Source organism: Streptomyces sp. NPDC002144 (assembly GCF_053593695.1).
In genome coordinates this window covers 170,621-186,998 of record NZ_JBSFDB010000001.1, presented here as the reverse complement: position 1 = coordinate 186,998, position 16,378 = coordinate 170,621, and the positions used below count along the sequence as shown (strand labels likewise).

17 protein-coding genes are annotated in these 16,378 nt (G+C 72.6%); 7 read left to right on the top strand and 10 right to left on the bottom strand.

The features are described from left to right. Nucleotides 1-19 precede the first annotated feature (19 nt). From ACWCQ1_RS00845 to ACWCQ1_RS00825, 5 genes are all read right to left on the bottom strand, one after another. Nucleotides 20-685, bottom strand: coding sequence for a class F sortase (locus ACWCQ1_RS00845; protein WP_358593862.1), 666 nt, complete (start codon nucleotides 683-685; stop codon nucleotides 20-22). 2 nt (nucleotides 686-687) lie between these two features. Next, entirely contained in the window at nucleotides 688-1,227 is a 540-nt protein-coding gene (locus ACWCQ1_RS00840) for a hypothetical protein (protein ID WP_133046374.1), read from the bottom strand. A 93-nt stretch (nucleotides 1,228-1,320) separates the two neighbouring features. Then, complete coding sequence (locus tag ACWCQ1_RS00835) at nucleotides 1,321-2,100, bottom strand: HAD-IIA family hydrolase (protein ID WP_133046373.1); 780 nt, start codon at nucleotides 2,098-2,100, stop codon at nucleotides 1,321-1,323. An 87-nt stretch (nucleotides 2,101-2,187) separates the two neighbouring features. Beyond that, a complete protein-coding gene (locus ACWCQ1_RS00830; protein ID WP_358593863.1) occupies nucleotides 2,188-2,940 on the bottom strand; it encodes a hypothetical protein in 753 nt (250 codons plus the stop codon). Between the two features lie 88 nt (nucleotides 2,941-3,028). Continuing rightward, nucleotides 3,029-4,252, bottom strand: coding sequence for an ROK family transcriptional regulator (locus tag ACWCQ1_RS00825; RefSeq protein ID WP_451025538.1), 1,224 nt, complete (start codon nucleotides 4,250-4,252; stop codon nucleotides 3,029-3,031). Between the two features lie 56 nt (nucleotides 4,253-4,308). On the opposite strand from ACWCQ1_RS00825, the gene ACWCQ1_RS00820 reads away from it, so the two are divergent. The 3 genes from ACWCQ1_RS00820 (at nucleotide 4,309) to ACWCQ1_RS00810 (ending at nucleotide 6,850) form a co-directional block, all read left to right on the top strand. Further along, nucleotides 4,309-5,385 (top strand): Gfo/Idh/MocA family protein, encoded by a 1,077-nt coding sequence (locus tag ACWCQ1_RS00820; protein ID WP_358593865.1) that lies wholly within the window; start codon nucleotides 4,309-4,311, stop codon nucleotides 5,383-5,385. After that, complete coding sequence (locus tag ACWCQ1_RS00815; RefSeq protein ID WP_358593866.1) at nucleotides 5,382-5,885, top strand: heme-degrading domain-containing protein; 504 nt, start codon at nucleotides 5,382-5,384, stop codon at nucleotides 5,883-5,885. Before ACWCQ1_RS00820 ends, ACWCQ1_RS00815 begins: the two co-directional genes overlap by 4 nt. A gap of 98 nt (nucleotides 5,886-5,983) precedes the next feature. Then, nucleotides 5,984-6,850: an LLM class F420-dependent oxidoreductase gene (locus tag ACWCQ1_RS00810; RefSeq protein ID WP_451025537.1), complete on the top strand. Its 867-nt coding sequence runs from the start codon at nucleotides 5,984-5,986 to the stop codon at nucleotides 6,848-6,850. Between the two features lie 87 nt (nucleotides 6,851-6,937). Here ACWCQ1_RS00810 and ACWCQ1_RS00805 read toward each other — a convergent pair whose 3' ends face one another. The 4 genes from ACWCQ1_RS00805 to ACWCQ1_RS00790 all read right to left on the bottom strand — a co-directional run bounded on the left by ACWCQ1_RS00805 (nucleotide 6,938) and on the right by ACWCQ1_RS00790 (nucleotide 9,647). Then, on the bottom strand, nucleotides 6,938-7,795 hold the full coding sequence (locus ACWCQ1_RS00805) for a fumarylacetoacetate hydrolase family protein (RefSeq protein WP_358593868.1): 858 nt from the start codon (nucleotides 7,793-7,795) through the stop codon (nucleotides 6,938-6,940). Between the two features lie 123 nt (nucleotides 7,796-7,918). Beyond that, on the bottom strand, nucleotides 7,919-8,641 hold the full coding sequence (locus ACWCQ1_RS00800; RefSeq protein ID WP_451025536.1) for a YidC/Oxa1 family membrane protein insertase: 723 nt from the start codon (nucleotides 8,639-8,641) through the stop codon (nucleotides 7,919-7,921). An 80-nt stretch (nucleotides 8,642-8,721) separates the two neighbouring features. Beyond that, nucleotides 8,722-9,108 carry a DUF6412 domain-containing protein gene (locus tag ACWCQ1_RS00795; RefSeq protein WP_451025535.1) on the bottom strand — a complete coding sequence of 129 codons (387 nt, stop codon included), beginning with the start codon at nucleotides 9,106-9,108 and terminating at the stop codon, nucleotides 8,722-8,724. An 11-nt stretch (nucleotides 9,109-9,119) separates the two neighbouring features. Beyond that, entirely contained in the window at nucleotides 9,120-9,647 is a 528-nt protein-coding gene (locus tag ACWCQ1_RS00790; RefSeq protein ID WP_165954979.1) for a winged helix-turn-helix transcriptional regulator, read from the bottom strand. Between the two features lie 69 nt (nucleotides 9,648-9,716). Between ACWCQ1_RS00790 and ACWCQ1_RS00785 the strand changes: the two genes are divergently transcribed. Further along, complete coding sequence (locus ACWCQ1_RS00785; protein WP_451025534.1) at nucleotides 9,717-11,183, top strand: MFS transporter; 1,467 nt, start codon at nucleotides 9,717-9,719, stop codon at nucleotides 11,181-11,183. 31 nt (nucleotides 11,184-11,214) lie between these two features. Here ACWCQ1_RS00785 and ACWCQ1_RS00780 read toward each other — a convergent pair whose 3' ends face one another. Next, nucleotides 11,215-12,009 carry a class E sortase gene (locus tag ACWCQ1_RS00780; RefSeq protein ID WP_451025533.1) on the bottom strand — a complete coding sequence of 265 codons (795 nt, stop codon included), beginning with the start codon at nucleotides 12,007-12,009 and terminating at the stop codon, nucleotides 11,215-11,217. A 276-nt stretch (nucleotides 12,010-12,285) separates the two neighbouring features. On the opposite strand from ACWCQ1_RS00780, the gene ACWCQ1_RS00775 reads away from it, so the two are divergent. From ACWCQ1_RS00775 to ACWCQ1_RS00765, 3 genes are all read left to right on the top strand, one after another. Next, the gene (locus ACWCQ1_RS00775) at nucleotides 12,286-13,758 is read left to right on the top strand and encodes a glycoside hydrolase (protein ID WP_358593872.1); all 1,473 of its coding nucleotides are present in this window, start codon (nucleotides 12,286-12,288) and stop codon (nucleotides 13,756-13,758) included. A 126-nt stretch (nucleotides 13,759-13,884) separates the two neighbouring features. Beyond that, nucleotides 13,885-15,036, top strand: a complete 1,152-nt coding sequence (locus tag ACWCQ1_RS00770; protein ID WP_451025532.1) for an MFS transporter — start codon at nucleotides 13,885-13,887, stop codon at nucleotides 15,034-15,036. Between the two features lie 106 nt (nucleotides 15,037-15,142). Next, nucleotides 15,143-16,153: an SEC-C domain-containing protein gene (locus tag ACWCQ1_RS00765; RefSeq protein ID WP_451025531.1), complete on the top strand. Its 1,011-nt coding sequence runs from the start codon at nucleotides 15,143-15,145 to the stop codon at nucleotides 16,151-16,153. The last annotated feature ends 225 nt before the right edge of the window (nucleotides 16,154-16,378 follow it).

The window sequence follows — 16,378 nt, the reverse complement described above, 5'->3', positions numbered from 1 at the left end:
CGAGTCACCGCCGCGCGTTCTACAGCCCGCTGCCCGTCAGGTACGCCGACACCACCACGTTCGCCGTGTAGCTCCCCCGCGCCCGGTCGAAGCTGCCGCCGCACGTGATCAGCCGCAGCTCGGCCCGCCCCGACTGCCGCTGTCCGTAGGCCTTCTGGGCGTCGAAGCCGTCGCGGGCGATGACCCGGATGTCGTCGACGGTGAACTCGGCGACCTTGCCGTCGTCCCGGACCACCCGGACCGTCTCGCCGGGCTTGAGCGCGCTGAGCCGGTAGAAGACGGCGGGCCGGGTCTCGGTGTCGACGTGCCCGACCATCAGCGCGGTGCCGGCCGCGCCGGGCCTGGCCCCGGCCGCGTACCACCCGACCACGCCCGCCTGGTCGAAGGGCGGCGGATCGACCGCCCCCTTCGCGTCCAGGCCCCGCGCCACCACCGGCGCCTGCACCCGCAGGTCGGGAATGTCCAGCCGCTGCGGCAGCGCGTCGCCCAAGGGGCGTACCGCGGGCGGGAGTTGCGCGTCCGGCGGGCGTCCGACCGCCGCCATGTCGCCGGTGGCCGGGGCGGATATGCCCTGCCGCAGGTCGGTGACGCCCCGCCCCCAGAGCCACAGCCCGAGCAGCAGTACCGCCCAGGCCACCCCCGTCAGCAGCCGGCCCGAGCCGGAGGAACGCTCGTGTTCGGACATGGTCAGCCCGTTCCGCGTCTCCGGCGCCCGCTGAGCACGGCGACGGCGGCAGCGGCGGCCCCGGCCAGCACCAGGCCGGTCACCGCGTGGGCGGTACCGGGGCCGGCCGCGTGCGCGTCGGTGGCGGCGAGGTGTGCGGTGCCGCCTCCGCCGGCGGGCACGGGGGCGACCGGCGAGGAGGGTGAGGTGGGAGTCGCCGGCCGGCCCGTGCCCTGGCCGACGGTGATCGTGCTCTTGCGCTCGGAGCTGCCGCAGGTGACCGTCACGTCGTAGGTGCCCACGGTGAGCGTCGAGCGGATGCGCGTCTCGCCGACGAGCGCGCCGTCCGTGACGGCGAGCCGGACGTCCGTGACGAAGGCGGCGGAGACGGCCGTGGCGGTCTTCTCGGCGCAGTCGCCAACTCGCAGGGCGACATCGCTGCCGGGCGCCGGGGAGGCCGGGGTGACCGACACGCCCCCGTCCCCCGCGTGAGCCGCCGGGGCGAAGGAGACGACCGCCGCAGCCACCGCCGCCGCACAGAGAGTGATTCTTGCTGAACCCATCGTGAACCTCCAGACACCTGGAGACTCCCCCGTGCGGCGGGGCCCCGCATCCGGAGCGGGGCCCCTGCTGCTCCGAACGGGTGGTGACGGGTTTCAGACCCGCTCGACGAGATCCGCGATCGAGTCCACGACCTTGGACGGCCGGTAGGGGAAGTCCTCGATCTGCTCCGGCCGGGTCAGCCCGGTGAGCACCAGGAACGTCTGCATCCCGGCCTCCATGCCGGCCAGCACGTCGGTGTCCATGCGGTCGCCGATCATCGCGCTGGTCTCGGAGTGGGCGCCGATCGCGTTGAGCCCGGTGCGCATCATCAGCGGGTTGGGCTTGCCCGCGAAGTACGGCTTCTTGCCGGTCGCCTTGGTGATGAGCGCGGCGACGGCGCCGGTGGCGGGCAGCGGCCCCTCGGTGGAAGGGCCGGTCTCGTCGGGGTTGGTGGCGATGAAGCGGGCGCCGTCCTGGATGAGCCGTACGGCCTTGGTCATGGCCTCGAAGGAGTACGTGCGGGTCTCGCCGAGGACCACGTAGTCGGGCTCGTGGTCGGTCAGGACGTACCCGATGTCGTGCAGGGCGGTGGTCAGGCCCGCCTCGCCGATGACGTACGCCGAGCCGCCCGGCCGCTGGTCGTCCAGGAACTGGGCGGTGGCCAGGGCCGAGGTCCAGATGGACTCGACCGGCACGTCCAGGCCCATGCGCCGCAGGCGGGCGTGCAGGTCGCGCGGGGTGTAGATGGAGTTGTTGGTCAGCACCAGGAAGGGCCGTCCGGACTCGCGCAGCTTCTTCAGGAAGGCGTCGGCACCGGGGATCGGTACGCCCTCGTGGATGAGCACACCGTCCATGTCGGTGAGCCACGACTCGATGGGCCTGCGTTCTGCCATGTGCGCGTTCTCCTGCCGTACGCCCGTGCGCGGTACTGCCTGGGCCCCCCAGCCTAGACACTGGCCGGATCTTGGGGAACGGCCGTCTCAGCGGCGCCTTCCGGGCCTGCGGGCCAGCAGCAGCCCGCCACCGGTGACGAGGAGGACGGCGGTGACGGCGGCGAGGACGGCGCCGGGGGTGCCGAGGCCGGTGCGGGCGAGTTCGTCGGCGAAGGGCAGATCCGGGAGGGGGCCCGGCGAGGCGGAGGGGCTGGACGGGCCGGGGGTGGAGGCGTCCGGGGCGCCCTCCTCGACACGGAAGCGGTAGTCGCCGGACTGGCCGACCCAGTCGCCGTCGTCCTCGTGCCGCTGGACGACGGCCGCGTTGACCGTGACGTCGTTGGGGGCGGTGTCGGGGGCGAGGGCGAGACGGACCTTGACGCTGACGGTCCGGCGAGGGCCGACGGTGAAGCCGGGGAGGCCGTCGTCGAAGGCGCCGACGAGTTCGTCCTCGTCGGTCCGTACGAAACGGACGGGGTGCGGGTGGCCGTCGTGGGTGTCGTAGAAGTCCAGTCGGGGCTGGTCCGGCTTCAGGGCCCGCTTGTCGTCGACGAGCACGACGACGGGGTGGATGGCCGCGCACGTCCGGGTGGTGGTGTTGGTGAGGTCCAGGTACCACGTGCCGTAACCGCCGCCGGCCTCGTAGGTGTCGGGGCCGCCGCGGATCCGGGAGGTGAGGGGGAAGCGGCCGCCCTCGGAGCAGCTCGGGACGGGGGCGGCGGACGTGGGGGTCGCCGCGGGGAGGAGGAGGGCGGCGGCTGCCAGGCAGGGGGACAGGGGCGTGTGCAGTCGCATGAACACATGACCATGCCGGGTGCGGGCGGCGGTTTCGGTGTGCCGCTCCGTACGGCGCCCCCGATCCCCTCGATCGGCCGAGACGGGCGCCGGCTCAGCCGTCCGCCCGCCCGAACAGCGGCGCCAGCAGCAGCTGCGCCGCGCCCTCGGCGACCTCACCGGAGGCGAGCCGCACCGGCACCGGCTCCTCGCCGCCGCGCCGGGCCCGTTCCTCGAGGACGGCGGCGACGCCCCGTACGAAGGCCTCGGGGGCGGCGGCGACGGTACGGCCGCCCAGCAGGACGACGTCCACGTCGAGCAGCGCGACCAGGTTGCCCGCCCCGACGCCGAGCACCCGGGCCGCCTCGGCGAGGTCACCGCGGGCCACGGCGTCGAGACACAGCACCTCGACACAGCCCCGGTTGCCGCAGCCGCACAGGGGTCCGTCGAGCCGGACCACCTGGTGCCCGAACTCCCCGGCGCCGGTACGGGCGCCGCGGTGGACGGTGCCGCCGATCACCAGTCCGGCCCCGAGCCCCGTACTCAGATGCAGATACGCGAACGATCCGCGCTCCCCGGCGACGGCGAGCCCCAGCGCGGCGGCATTGGTGTCCTTGTCGACGACGACCGGCGTCCCGAGCCTCCCCGCGAGCGCGTCCCGCAGGGCGAAGCCGTCCCACTCGGGGAATCCGGTGACCCGGTGCAGCACTCCACGGACGTGATCGAGGGGCCCGGGGAGAGCCACGCCCACGCCGAGGAGGGAGCGGGGCGGAGGCGCGGGCGGGCGTACGGCCACCGACGCCTCGGCAACCCCGCCGCCCGCCGACGGCTCGACCACCCCGGCGCTCTCCATCGCCTCAACGTCCCCGCCGCCCACCGACACCGCGGCAGCCCCGCCTCCCGCCGACGGCTTGACTCCCCCGCCGCCCGTCAACGCCTCGACCTCCCGGGCCACCGTCCGTACCACCGCCTCCGCCCCCGCCCCGAAGTCCAGTGCAGCCCGGCGCTCTCCCACCACGGTCCCCGCCAGGTCGACCAGCACCGCCCGCAGCTCGTCCCGGTCCAGATGCACCCCGACCGCGTGCCCGGCCTCCGGCACCAGACGCAGCACCGTCCGCGGCTTGCCGCCCGTCGAGGCGCGGTGCCCCGCCTCTGCCACCAGACCGTCGGCCCGCAGCCGGGCGGTGATCTTGCTGACGGCCTGCGGGGTGAGCCCCGTCCGTTCGGCGAGCTCGAGCCGGCTGATGCCGTCCGCGTCGGCGGTGCGCAGCAGGTCGAGGACGAGGGCGGCGTTGTGGCTGCGCAGGGCGAGAAGGTTCACCCCTCCATTCAGGTTCACGCCTCCATTGTCTTCGCCACTTGCGCTTTGGCAACAGCGTTGCGAAAGTGGAGGGCATGACTGGTACGACTGCCTCTCCCCGCCGCGTCGGCCTCGTCGGCTACGGGCTCGCGGGCTCCGTCTTCCACGCCCCGCTGATCGCCGCCACCGAGGGCCTCGTCCTCGACACGGTGGTCACCTCCAACCCGGAGCGGCAGGAGCAGGCCCGCGCCGAGTTTCCGGACGTGCGCATCGCGGCCACCCCCGAGGAGTTGTTCGCGCGGTCCGCCGAGCTGGACCTGATCGTCATCGCCTCGCCGAACAAGACGCACGTGACGCTGGCGGCCACCGCGCTCAAGGCCGGCCTCCCGGTCGTCGTCGACAAGCCGATCGCCGGCACCGCGGCCGAGGCCCGCGAGCTCGCCGCGCTCGCCGAGGACCGCGGGCTCCTTCTCTCCGTCTTCCAGAACCGCCGCTGGGACAACGACTTCCTCACCCTGCGACGGCTCCTCGACGCGGGCGAGCTGGGGGACGTGTGGCGGTTCGAGTCCCGGTTCGAGCGGTGGCGGCCACAGCTCAAGGGCGGCTGGCGGGAGTCCGGCGACCCCGCGGAGATCGGAGGTCTGCTGTACGACCTCGGCAGCCATGTCGTCGACCAGGCCCTGACCCTCTTCGGCCCCGTCACCGCCGTGTACGCCGAGTCGGACGTCCGCCGCCCCGGCGCCGAGGCCGACGACGACACCTTCATCGCCCTCACCCACGCGAGCGGCGTCCGCTCCCACCTCTACGTCTCCGCCACCACCGCCCAACTCGGCCCGCGATTCCGGGTGCTGGGCTCCAAGGCGGGGTTCGTCAAGTACGGTCTCGACCCGCAGGAGGCGGCCCTGCGCGAGGGCGAGCGCCCGGGCCCGGACTGGGGGCGGGAGCCCGAGTCGGCGTGGGGCCGGATCGGCTCCGGGGAGTCCCCGGCGACCGGCGGCGGCACTCCCGTACCGACCCTGCCCGGGGACTACCCCGCGTACTATGCGGCCGTGGAAAGGGCCCTCGACGGCGACGGCGCCAATCCGGTGACCGCCGCGGAGGCGGCCGCCGCGCTCGACGTGCTCGAGGCGGCCCGCCGTTCGGCCCGCGACGGAGTGGTGGTGAAGCTGTGACGCACAACACCGAGCTGACCCCGAAGTTCCACCCGGAGCTCACCCCGCCGCTGGAGGAACTGGAGGCGCAGGAACGGCGCCTGGTCTTCCGGCAGTTCACCCACGAGGACGCGTGGGCCCTCGGCTCCCTGCTCGTCGAACTGGCGCGGGAACGCCAGGCCCCCGTCGCCATCGACATCCACCGCGCCGGCCAGCAGCTCTTCCACGCCGCCCTGCCCGGCTCCACCCCCGACAACGACGCCTGGATCGCCCGCAAGCGCCGGGTCGTCGAACGCTACGGTTCCGCGTCCTACCTGGTCGGCGCCCGTTTCCGCGCCAAGGGCACGACCTTCGAGGACTCCTCCCGCCTCGACCCGGACGAGTACGCGGCCCACGGCGGCTCCTTCCCGATCACCGTCGAGGGGGTCGGCGTGATCGGCGCGGTGACGGTGAGCGGACTGCCGCAGCTGCAGGACCACCGGCTGGTGGTGGAGGCGCTCGAGGAGTTCCTCAAGCACTGACGCCCGCAAGGGGAAGATCCTCGGCCCCCCTCCGGTTGGCACCGTCGTACGTGGTTATAAGCGGTTGTACGCGCCACCGACCGGAGGGAAGGGAACCCGTGAGTGACACCCTGAAGGAATCCGTCGGCCGCTACGGCGTCTGGAGCGCCGCCCTGCGCTCGGAGGACCCGTCCCGCCGGGGCGAACTCACGGAAGCCGCCGCCGAGTTGGAGCAGCTCGGCTACGGCGCCGTCTGGCTCGGCGGCAGCAGCGCGCCCCGGCATGCCGCACCCCTTCTCGACGCGACCTCGACGCTCACCGTCGGCACCAGCATCCAGTCCATCTGGCAGTACGAGGCGGCGGAGAGCGCGGCGGGCTACGCCGGCCTGGAGTCGTCCCACCCCGGCCGCTTCGTCCTGGGCCTCGGCGTCAGCCACGCCAAGCTCGCGGACCAGTACCGCCGCCCGTACTCCGCGCTGGTCGCCTACCTCGACGCCCTCGACGAGGCGGGCGTCCCCGCCGACCGCCGTCTGCTGGCCGCCCTGGGCCCGCGCAGCCTGGAGCTGGCCCGCGACCGCGCGGCGGGCTCGATCCCGTATCTGGTCACCCCCGAACACACCGCGTACGCCCGCGAGATCCTGGGCGAATCCCCGCTGCTGGCCCCGGAGTTGAAGGTGGTCCTGGAAACGGACCCGGCCCGGGCCCGCGCGGTGTCGCGCGACTACCTGGCCATGTACCTGGCCCTCCCCAACTACACCAACAATTTCCTCCGCCACGGCTTCACGGAGGAGGACCTGGCCGACGGCGGCAGCGACCGCCTGGTCGACGCGGTCTTCGCCTGGGGCGACGAAACCACCATCAGCACCCGCATCAACGCCTTCTTCGCAGCGGGCGCCGACCACGTGGCCCTCCAGGTGGTCGACGGCGGCAACCGAGACCACCTCCCGCGGGAGGCATGGCGCCGCCTCGCGTCTCTACTGGCCTAGCGACAAGCGCCCCGTCAGGGGCGCGGGGAACTGCGCGAGCAACCACTAACAACCAGCACCCGCCCACATTGCGCAGCTCCCCACCCCTTAGGCGTCTTTGAATTCCTGCCGCTGCCGCCCAAGCCCCGAAATCTCCAGCTCAACCACATCCCCGGCCCGCAAGAACGGCTTGGGCTCGGGCTGCCCCAACGCCACCCCCGCCGGCGTACCGGTATTGATGACATCCCCGGGATACAGCGTCATGAACTGACTGACGTACCGCACGACTTCCCCCACGGGAAAGATCTGCTCCGCCGTCGTCCCGTCCTGCTTCAACTCCCCGTTGACCCACAGCTTCAACGACAGCGCCTGCGGATCCGGCACCTCGTCCGCCGTCACCAGCCACGGCCCCAGCGGGTTGAACGTCTCGCAGTTCTTCCCCTTGTCCCAGGTCCCGCCGCGCTCGATCTGGAACTCCCGCTCGGACACGTCGTGCGCGACGGCGTACCCGGCGACATGCGCGAGCCCTTCCTCCACCGACTCCAGATAACGGGCCGTACGTCCGATGACGACCGCCAGTTCGACCTCCCAGTCGGTCTTCACCGAGCCGCGGGGAACCAGCACCGTGTCGTTCGGTCCGACCACCGTGTCCGCGGCCTTGAAGAAGATGACCGGCTCGGCGGGCGGCTCGGCCCCGGTCTCGCGGGCGTGGTCGTGGTAGTTGAGCCCGATGCACACGATCTTGCCGATCCGCCCGAGCGGCGGGCCGACCCGCAGCCCCGCCGGGTCGAGGACGGGCAGGTCACCGGCGTCGCCCGCGGAGCGAATCCGCGCGAGTGCCGCGTCGTCGGCGAGCACCGTCCCGTCGATGTCGGGCACGAGACCCGACAGGTCCCGCAGCACCCCCTCGGCATCGAGCAGTGCGGGCGTCTCCGCTCCCGCCGTACCGACTCGCAGCAGCTTCATGGTCACAGTCTCCCTCGATCGCGGGCGCCCGCCCGATGGGTGCAGCCATCGGAGGACTGGTCGATCCTCCAAGCTCGGCGTGCGGTATGCAATACCTGGTTCACGTACTGGACCGTAGCCCCGTCACCGGTACAGCACGGCCCGCTCCACCGCGCTCCACGCCGTACTGGTGACGACGTACAGCGCGGCCGCCAGCGGCACCACGGCCACGGTGAAGAGCGTGGCGAAGGACAGGAACGGCATCGCCTTGGTCACCGCTCCCAGCCCCGGAACCTGCTCCCCCTCCCCCACCGGCAGGGCACTGCCGGCGGCCATCGTCCGCTTGGTGCGCCGGTAGTTGAAGGCGGCGACCGCCGCGACCACGACGAACAGCCCCAGGTACACGAGCCCCGCCGCCCCGAACACGCCCCCGCTCCCCAGCGCGTCGGCCCACCGCCCGCCGAGCGGCGCGGCGAGCAGCCGGTGGTCGAGCAGGCCGTTGCTCTCCCCGCCGATCCTCGGGCTGGAGAAGAGGTGGTACAGCAGGAAGAACGCGGGCAGCTGCAGCAGCCCGGGGAGGCATCCCGACAGCGGCGACACCTTTTCCTCCGTGTGCAGTTCCAGCACCGCCTTCTGCAGCTTCTCGGGGTCCTCGGCGTGCTTTCTGCGCAGCTCGGCGATCTTCGGCTGCAGGGCGGTCCGGGCCTTCTGCCCGCGCGCCGAGGCCCGGGACAGGGGATGCACGAGGAGTCGTACGAGCGCGGTGAACAGGACGATCGCGGCGGCCGCCGCCGCGGCGCCGAACAGCGGTTGGAGCAGGTCGGCCAGCTGGTCGACGACGTCGGCGAAGACGGTGAAGACGGACATGGGTGAACCCTCCGAGGGTCATGCCGGGGTGAGAGCGGTGCTTACGGCATGACGACCCGCGCGGGGTCACGGACGTGCCCCTACGCGACGGTCGCCGGGAGGGCGCGTCCGGGGGCTCGGGGCCGGGTGCGTCCCCTGGCGTCGGGGTCGCGCTGGGGCAGGAAGGCCGTACGACGGGCCCGGTCCCGTATCGCCGTACGCACGCGCGTCGGGGGCACGGCGGGGGCGCACCGCGCGGCGACCAGCGCGCAGGCGGCGAGCGCGGCACCGACGGCCGCGGTGGCGGCGAGGGCGACGGTGGCGGTGAGGGTGCCGGCGTCGAGGAGCGCGAGCTGGAGGAGCAGCAGGAGGAGCGCGGCGAAGGGACGCGTAGAGAGGCGGTCGCGGAACACACGGTCCCCGAACGCTCGGTCCCGGAACACGCGGTCCCGGAACGCTCGGTCCCCGACCACTCGGTCGCGGATCATGCCCCTCCCCCCTAGGCGCTCGTGGTCTCCACCGGCTCCAGCAGGCGCTTCGGCTTGAGCAGCGCCTTGCTGACCGGATCGGCCGGGTCCGGACTGAGACCGGGTTCCGGCACCATGAGAACGTCGGCGACCGGTACGAGAGTTCCGCACGCGGGACATTCGCCGTACGTCCCGAGTTCGGTGCCGCAGTCGGCGTGCCGGAAGGAGCGCAGCCGGGCCTCCTGGAAGTGCTCGCGGCCCCAGATGCCGAGCAGGCGGAGGGTCGGCCACAGGGCGATGCCGCGCTCGGTGATGACGTACTCGTCACGCGGCGGCGATTCCTGGTAGCGGCGCTTCTCGAGGATCCCCTCCGCGGTCAGCGTCTGCAGGCGGGCGGCGAGGACCGCGCGCGGGATGCCGAGGTGGACGAGGAAGTCGTTGTAGCGCCGGACGCCGTAGAGCGCGTCGCGGATCACCAGCAGCGTCCACCGCTCGCCGACGACCTCCAGCGCGCGGGCGATGGAGCACTCCTGAGTCGCGTAGTCCTTGCCCAGTGCCATGCCGTCCACTGTAACCATTTTTCGCGAGGTTGGTTCAATGACCGAACCTACGGTGTTACGGTGGCCCACATGACTAGGTTCAATGAACGAACCCTCACCCCCTCCGAGGCCCCGCACGCCGGCCCCGCGCCCCACCAGACCGCCTCCCACCAGACCGCGTCCCACCCATCCGCCTCCCACCCAGCCGCCCCCCGCGCCGAGGCGCCCCCTCATCCCCGCGCCACCCTCGCCCTGACCAGCGCGGCGACCGCCGTGACGCTGATGACGTACACCGCGCCGATCGTCACGCTCCCCGACACCGCCGCCGCCCTCCACACACCGCTCTCCGCGCAGGCCTGGCTCATCAACGGCACCCCGCTCGGCCTCGCCGCCCTCCTCCTGGTGGCCGGCAGCCTGGCCGACGACTACGGCCGCCGCCGGATCTTCCTCCTCGGCACCCTCACCCTCGGCATCACCACGGCCCTGGGCGCCCTGGCCTCCTCCACCTGGCTCTTCACCCTGGCCCGCGTCGCACAGGGCGCGGCCAGTGCGGCGATCCTGGCGAGCAGCCTCGGCCTGCTGGTGCACGCCTTCCCGACGCCCCGCGGCCGCCTGCACGCGACCGGCGTCTGGGGCGCCTTCGTCAGCGGCGGCATCGCGGCGGGTCCCCTGCTCGCGGGCTCCCTGCCGAACTGGCGGTTCGCGTACGGCGTCCTGGGCGCGGCGACCCTGCTGGTCACGGCGCTGAGCGTCCGTACGCTGTCGGAGTCCCGCTCCCCGAGAGGCGGTCGCCCCGACATCGTGGGCGCACTGACCTTCGGCCTCGCTCTGGTCTCCCTGGTGGCGGCGCTGACCCTGGGCCGCGACGGCTGGCTGCGCCCCGAGGTCGGCCTGCTGTTCCTGGCGACCGTCGTCCTGCTGGGCCTGTTCGCCGTGGTGGAACTCCGCACGGCGACCCCGATGATCGACCTGACCCTGCTGCGCCGCCCCGGCTTCCTGGCCTCCTCGGCCGGCGGACTGTTCACGGGCCTGGCGGTGATCGGCCTCTTCAGCTTCTTCCCGGTCCTCTTCCAGCAGGTGCTCGGCCTGACCCCCATGGACACGGCCTGGCTGTTCCTGCTCTGGTCCGGCCTGTCCTTCCTGGTCGCCCTCCAGGCCAAGCGCCTGGCCGGCCGTGTGCCGCCCCGCCACCAGCTCGCCGCGGGCTTCACCCTGCACGCCGCCGGTGTGCTGACGATGCTCGGCGCCATCGACTCCGGCACCTGGCACCGCCTTCTGCCGGGCCTTGTCCTCGGGGGCGTGGGCAGCGGCCTGCTCAACGCCGCCCTGCCCCTGCTCTCCGTCGAGTCCGTCCCGGCGGCCCGCGCGGCCATGGGCTCCGGCGCCCAGCAGACCTTCCGCTACATCGGCTCCTGCGCCGGCGTCGCCCTGACGATCGCCATCGTCACGTCCTCCGGGGGCGGCCTGGGCCACGGCGCGAACGTCGCCCTCGTGGTGTCGGCGGCGCTGGCGCTGCTGGCAGCGGTGGCGGTGCTGGCGCTGCGGGAGCGCGCCTGACTCGGCCGAACTCCCCCCGCCCGTCCACGACTCAGCCCCTCGGCCGCATCGACACCAGCTTCCCCCACACCACCATCCGGTACCGGGACGTGAACTCCGGTGTGCACGTCGTCAGCGTGATGTAGTAGCCGGGTTGGGCGTAGCCGTGTCCCGGCTTGACGACGGAACGCGGAATCGGCCGAATGACCCCGGAGTCCCGCGCCGAGGTCTGCGGCAGGGTCTTGTCGACCGAGTACGTGTACGTCGCCTCGCGGGTCTCCACCTCCACCAGGTCCCTGATCCGCAGGTGGTTGAGGTGGCGGAACGGCTCGCCGTGGGTGTTGCGGTGGCCTGCGAGGGCGAAGTTGCCCGCCTGGCCGGGCTGAGCGGTGCCGCGGTAGTGACCGACGTACCCCTTGTTGAGGACCGCCTGCTTGCCGACGCCCTCGGCGACGGGGACGCGCAGGCCGAGGCGCGGGATGACCAGCACGGCGTACGCCTGGGACCAGGAGGGGCTCGACTGCCGTACGGCGGTGGTCCGTCGACCCGTACCACCGCCCCCGCCGCCCGAGCCGCCGTACGACCGGGGGACCGCCGGCGTCACGGCCGTACCCGACCCGCCACCACCCTCCGCGCCTCCCCCGCCCTTCCCCCACTCCCGCTCCAGCGCCTCCACCTTCCGTTCGGCGCCCCGCTTGGCCTCCCGGTTGGTCCACCACAGCTGGTGGCCGACGAGGAGGAGCAGCACCACCCCGACGGTGACGAGGAGTTCGGCCCCGCTCCACAGCGCGCGCCGGCGCCGGGCCGAGCGGCGCCGGCTGCTGTGCTGCACGACGGGAACGCGCATCCGCAGACCTCCTCGCGCCGCCTCCTGGGCCGGGTCCCGCACCGGGCCGCCCGCACCATAAGGGGCCGTCCCGCAACTCACCAGCCACACGCGCCGTTTCGATTGTTCGGTACTTCGTACATAGGTTTTAGAAAGGGCTGTCGTAGCTCTCGACAACCCCACCCGTCACACCCGATGCTTCGTGCTGGCACCAACGGGACAGGCCACCACGCCGGGCCCCGCGACCGGTTCAGGGACCGGTGCGCCCAGGCCCGTGAGCGAAGCGGAGTAGCAGCCATGATCAGACGCAGAACCCTGCTGGCCGCGGCCGGCGGCACCCTCCTCGGCAGCGCCCTCGCGACCGGCACCGCACGCGCGGACGCCACGATCAGCGTCAGCCCGGGAACGTCATACGGCACCTGGGAGGGCTGGGGCACCTCGCTGGCCTGGTGGGCGAACGTCTTCGGCGGCCGGGACGACTTCGCCGACATCTTCTTCACCACCAAGTCAACGACGTACAACGGCACTTCGCTCCCCGGCCTCGGCCTGAACATCGCCCGCTACAACCTGGGCGCGAGCAGCTGGAACAGCGTCGGCGGCACGACCATGGTCGCCTCCCCCAACATCCCCGCCTTCAAGCAGATCGAGGGCTACTGGCAGGACTGGAACAACGAGGACCCCACCTCCTCCGCCTGGAAGTGGACCGCGGACGCCACCCAGCGCGCGATGCTGACGAAGGCGGTGGCCCGCGGCGCGACCACCGAGCTGTTCGCCAACTCCCCCATGTGGTGGATGTGTCTGAACCACAACCCCTCCGGCGCCTCCGACGGCGGCAACAACCTCCAGTCCTGGAACTACCGCCAGCACGCCTCCCACCTCGCCGCGGTCGCCCTCTACGCCAAGAACAACTGGGGCGTGAACTTCGCGACCGTCGAGGCCTTCAACGAGCCCAGCTCCAGCTGGTGGACGGCGACCGGCACCCAGGAGGGCTGCCACATCGACTCGACCGTCCAGTCCGCCGTATTGCCGTACCTGCGCAGCGAGTTGGACAAGCGGGGTCTGACGGGCACCAAGATCTCCGCGTCCGACGAGACGAGTTACGACCTCGCCCGCACCACCTGGAACTCCTTCAGCTCCACCACGAAGGGGTACGTGGACCGCGTCAACGTCCACGGCTACCAGGGCTCCGGCGGCCGCCGCGACCTCCTCTACACGGACGTGGTCACCACGGCGGGCAAGGCCCTGTGGAACTCCGAGACCGGCGACAACGACGGCACCGGCTACACCCTCGCCTTCAACCTCCTCTACGACTTCCGCTGGCTGCACCCCACCGCCTGGGTCTACTGGCAGGTCATGGACCCGTCCACGAACTGGGCGATGATCGCGTACGACGAGAGCACCCTGCAGGCGGGCGCGGTGCAGACGAAGTACTACACGATGGCCCAGTTCAGCCGGCACATCCGCCCCGGCATGAAGATCCTCGACACGGGCGTGAGCAACGCGGTGGCGGCCTACGACTCCTCCGCCAGGCGCCTGGTGATCGTCGCCCTCAACACCTCGACCTCCGCCCAGACGCTGACTTTCAACCTCTCCAACTTCACGACCGTGAGCGGCGGTTCGGGCGGTCTGGTGCCGCGCTGGAACACGGTGACGACGGGCGGCGACCTCTACAAGTCGTACTCGGACACCTACGTGAGCGGAAAGACGGTCGCCGTCCCCTTCGCCGCGAAGGCGGTGCAGACCCTGCAGATAGACGGGGTGGTGATCTGACTGGGAAGCGGTACTTCCCCCCACGGGAACCGCGGTCCGGGGTCCGCCCCCGGCCCCGGACCGCGTCCCGGACCCGGTCTCGCGGCGCTCGCCCTCGGCGGTTTCGGCATCGGCCTGACCGAGTTCGTGATCGCCGGACTGCTCCCCCAGGTCGGCCGCGACCTCCGGGTGTCCGAGGCCACCGCGGGCCAGCTGATCTCCGGTTACGCCCTCGCGGTGGCCGTCGGCGCGATCGCGCTCACCGCCCTCACCGCCGGCCTGCATCGCAAGGCGGTCCTGATCGGCCTGCTGGCCCTGTTTGTCGCCGGCAACCTGCTCTCGGCCATCGCCCCCACCTACCCGGTCATGCTCCTCGGCCGCGTGGTGGCCGCCGCCTGCCACGGCACGTTCTTCGGTATCGGCTCACTGGTGGCCCGCCGCATGGTCCCGCCCGAGCGGGCCTCCCGCGCCGTCGCGGTGATGTTCGCGGGCCTGACGGTCGCGAACGTCCTGGGTGTCCCCTTCGGCGCCCTGATCGGCGAACGCTGGGGCTGGCGCGCGACGTTCTGGGCGATCACGGGGATCGGCCTGCTGGCCCTGACCGCCATCGCCGTCCTGGTCCCCTCCTCGGCGGGCACGGTCCCGCCCACCAGAACAGGCCTCCGCACGGACCTCCGCGCCTTCCGCTCCCCCCAGGTCTGGCTGACCCTGACCGCCACGGCCCTCGGCTACGGCGGCATGTTCGGCGCCTTCAGCTACCTCACGTACACCTTCACCGAGGTCACCGGCTTCACCGACACCGACATCCCCTGGCTGCTCGTGGTCTACGGCACCGGACTGGTCGCCGGCAACATGGCGGGCGGCCGCGGCGCCGACCGCAACCGCGACCGCACCCTCGTCATCAGCCTGACCGCCCTGACCGCGACCCTCACGGCCTTCGGCCTCCTGGCGGACAGCAAGCCGGCCGCCGTCACCCTGGTCTTCCTCCTCGGCGTCTTCGGCTTCGCCCCGGTCCCCGGGATGATCACCCGCGTCACCGACCAGGCCCACGGCGTCCCCCTGGCCGCGAGCGCCAACGTCTCCGCCTCCAACATCGGCAACGCCCTGGGTGCCTGGCTCGGCGGCCTGGCCATCAGTGCGGGCCTCGGCTACCGGGCGCCGCTGTACGTGGGCGCGGCGATCGTCCTGACGGCGGTGGCGGTGATGACGTACGCGACCCGCACCACACCGCACACCGAAGAACCGCCCATCCCCCGGTCTTCGGCGACCCACCCCTCCCCCCGAACCGGAACGAAGTGATCCACCCCCGCATCACCCCTCGCGGACCGACGACCTGCGCACATCTCACCGTCTCCTCCCCCGCCTCCCTCCGCCTCCGTAGGCCATCGGCAGTACGGTGTCGTCCATGCGCCCCGACACGCCTGCCGAGAACGTCGACCACACCGCCGAAGCGGCACGCCTGGAGCGGACCGCCGGCCTGTACCCCGAGGACGCCGAAGCCCTGCTCCTGCAGGCCGCGGCCCACCTGGAACTCGCCGGCGACCGCCCCGCCGCGACCGCGCTCTACGACAGCCTGCTCTCCTCCCCGACCGGCCTGGAGCACCCCTACCTGGTACGGGCCCTGAAGGCCTCCAACCTCTGGGAGTACGGCCACGAGGCCGAGGCCCGCGCCATCATCACCGGCGTCCGCGCGGCGGCCCCCCGCGACCCGGCCCCCTGGGTGATCGTCGCGGAGGCCCTGGAGGCCCACGACGAGCTGGAGGCGGCCCAGGAGACGTTCACGGAGGGAGCGCGCCTGCTCCTGACCGACGTACCGGAGCCCCCGTACTCCACGCACCCCTTGTTGTTCGGCCGCCACCGGGTCCGCCGCATGCTCGGCGTCCCCCACGACGACTGGGACCGCCTGGCCGACACCCTCCACTCCTCCTCGGTCTCCCTGGACGAGCTCCACGACCCCAAACGCGTCTGGTCCCTCGGCTCGGACAACCCGGCGGAACTGGAGGCGGAGATCTCCCGCCTGCGCGCGGAACTGTTCACCTACCGCGAGGCCCTGTCCCGCCCGTTCCCGGTGGCGGTCCTGCACTGGCCCAAGGGCGAACTGGCGGAACTCCTGGACGCGTACCCGACCCTGACCACGGAGTACCCCTCCCACGAGGAGCACCTGACGACGATAGAGGCGTCCCTGAGGGAACTCTCCGCCTCCGGCACCCCGAACCTCGGCATCGTCACGGGAACGGTCCCCTCCTACGAGGCCTTCGCAGCCTCAGAGGCCACGTCCCCCGCAGACCCGGGACTCCTCCCCCAGTACGCGACGACCCTGGCGGCCCGGGGGCGGGCCGTGGAGTGGCCGCCGCAACGGGGGGCGGCGTGCTGGTGCGGCTCGGGCCAGCCGTACGAAACCTGCCACGGAGCCTGACCCACACCCCGACGCCCCGCCCATCTCGTGGACGGGCGGGGCGTCGGCGTATCTGTGCCCGGTCGCGCGTCCACTCGGCAACACCGCCCCCGACCCCACATACGCACCGCAAGCCGCTGAGCCTGCCCGGCGTGCCCCCACGAAGCGACCGCGCCCCAGCTCCGGCCAGCAAGTCGACGCCCCGAACACCTCCCACCTGGCCCCCGCTTTCCCCGGGCCGCCCGC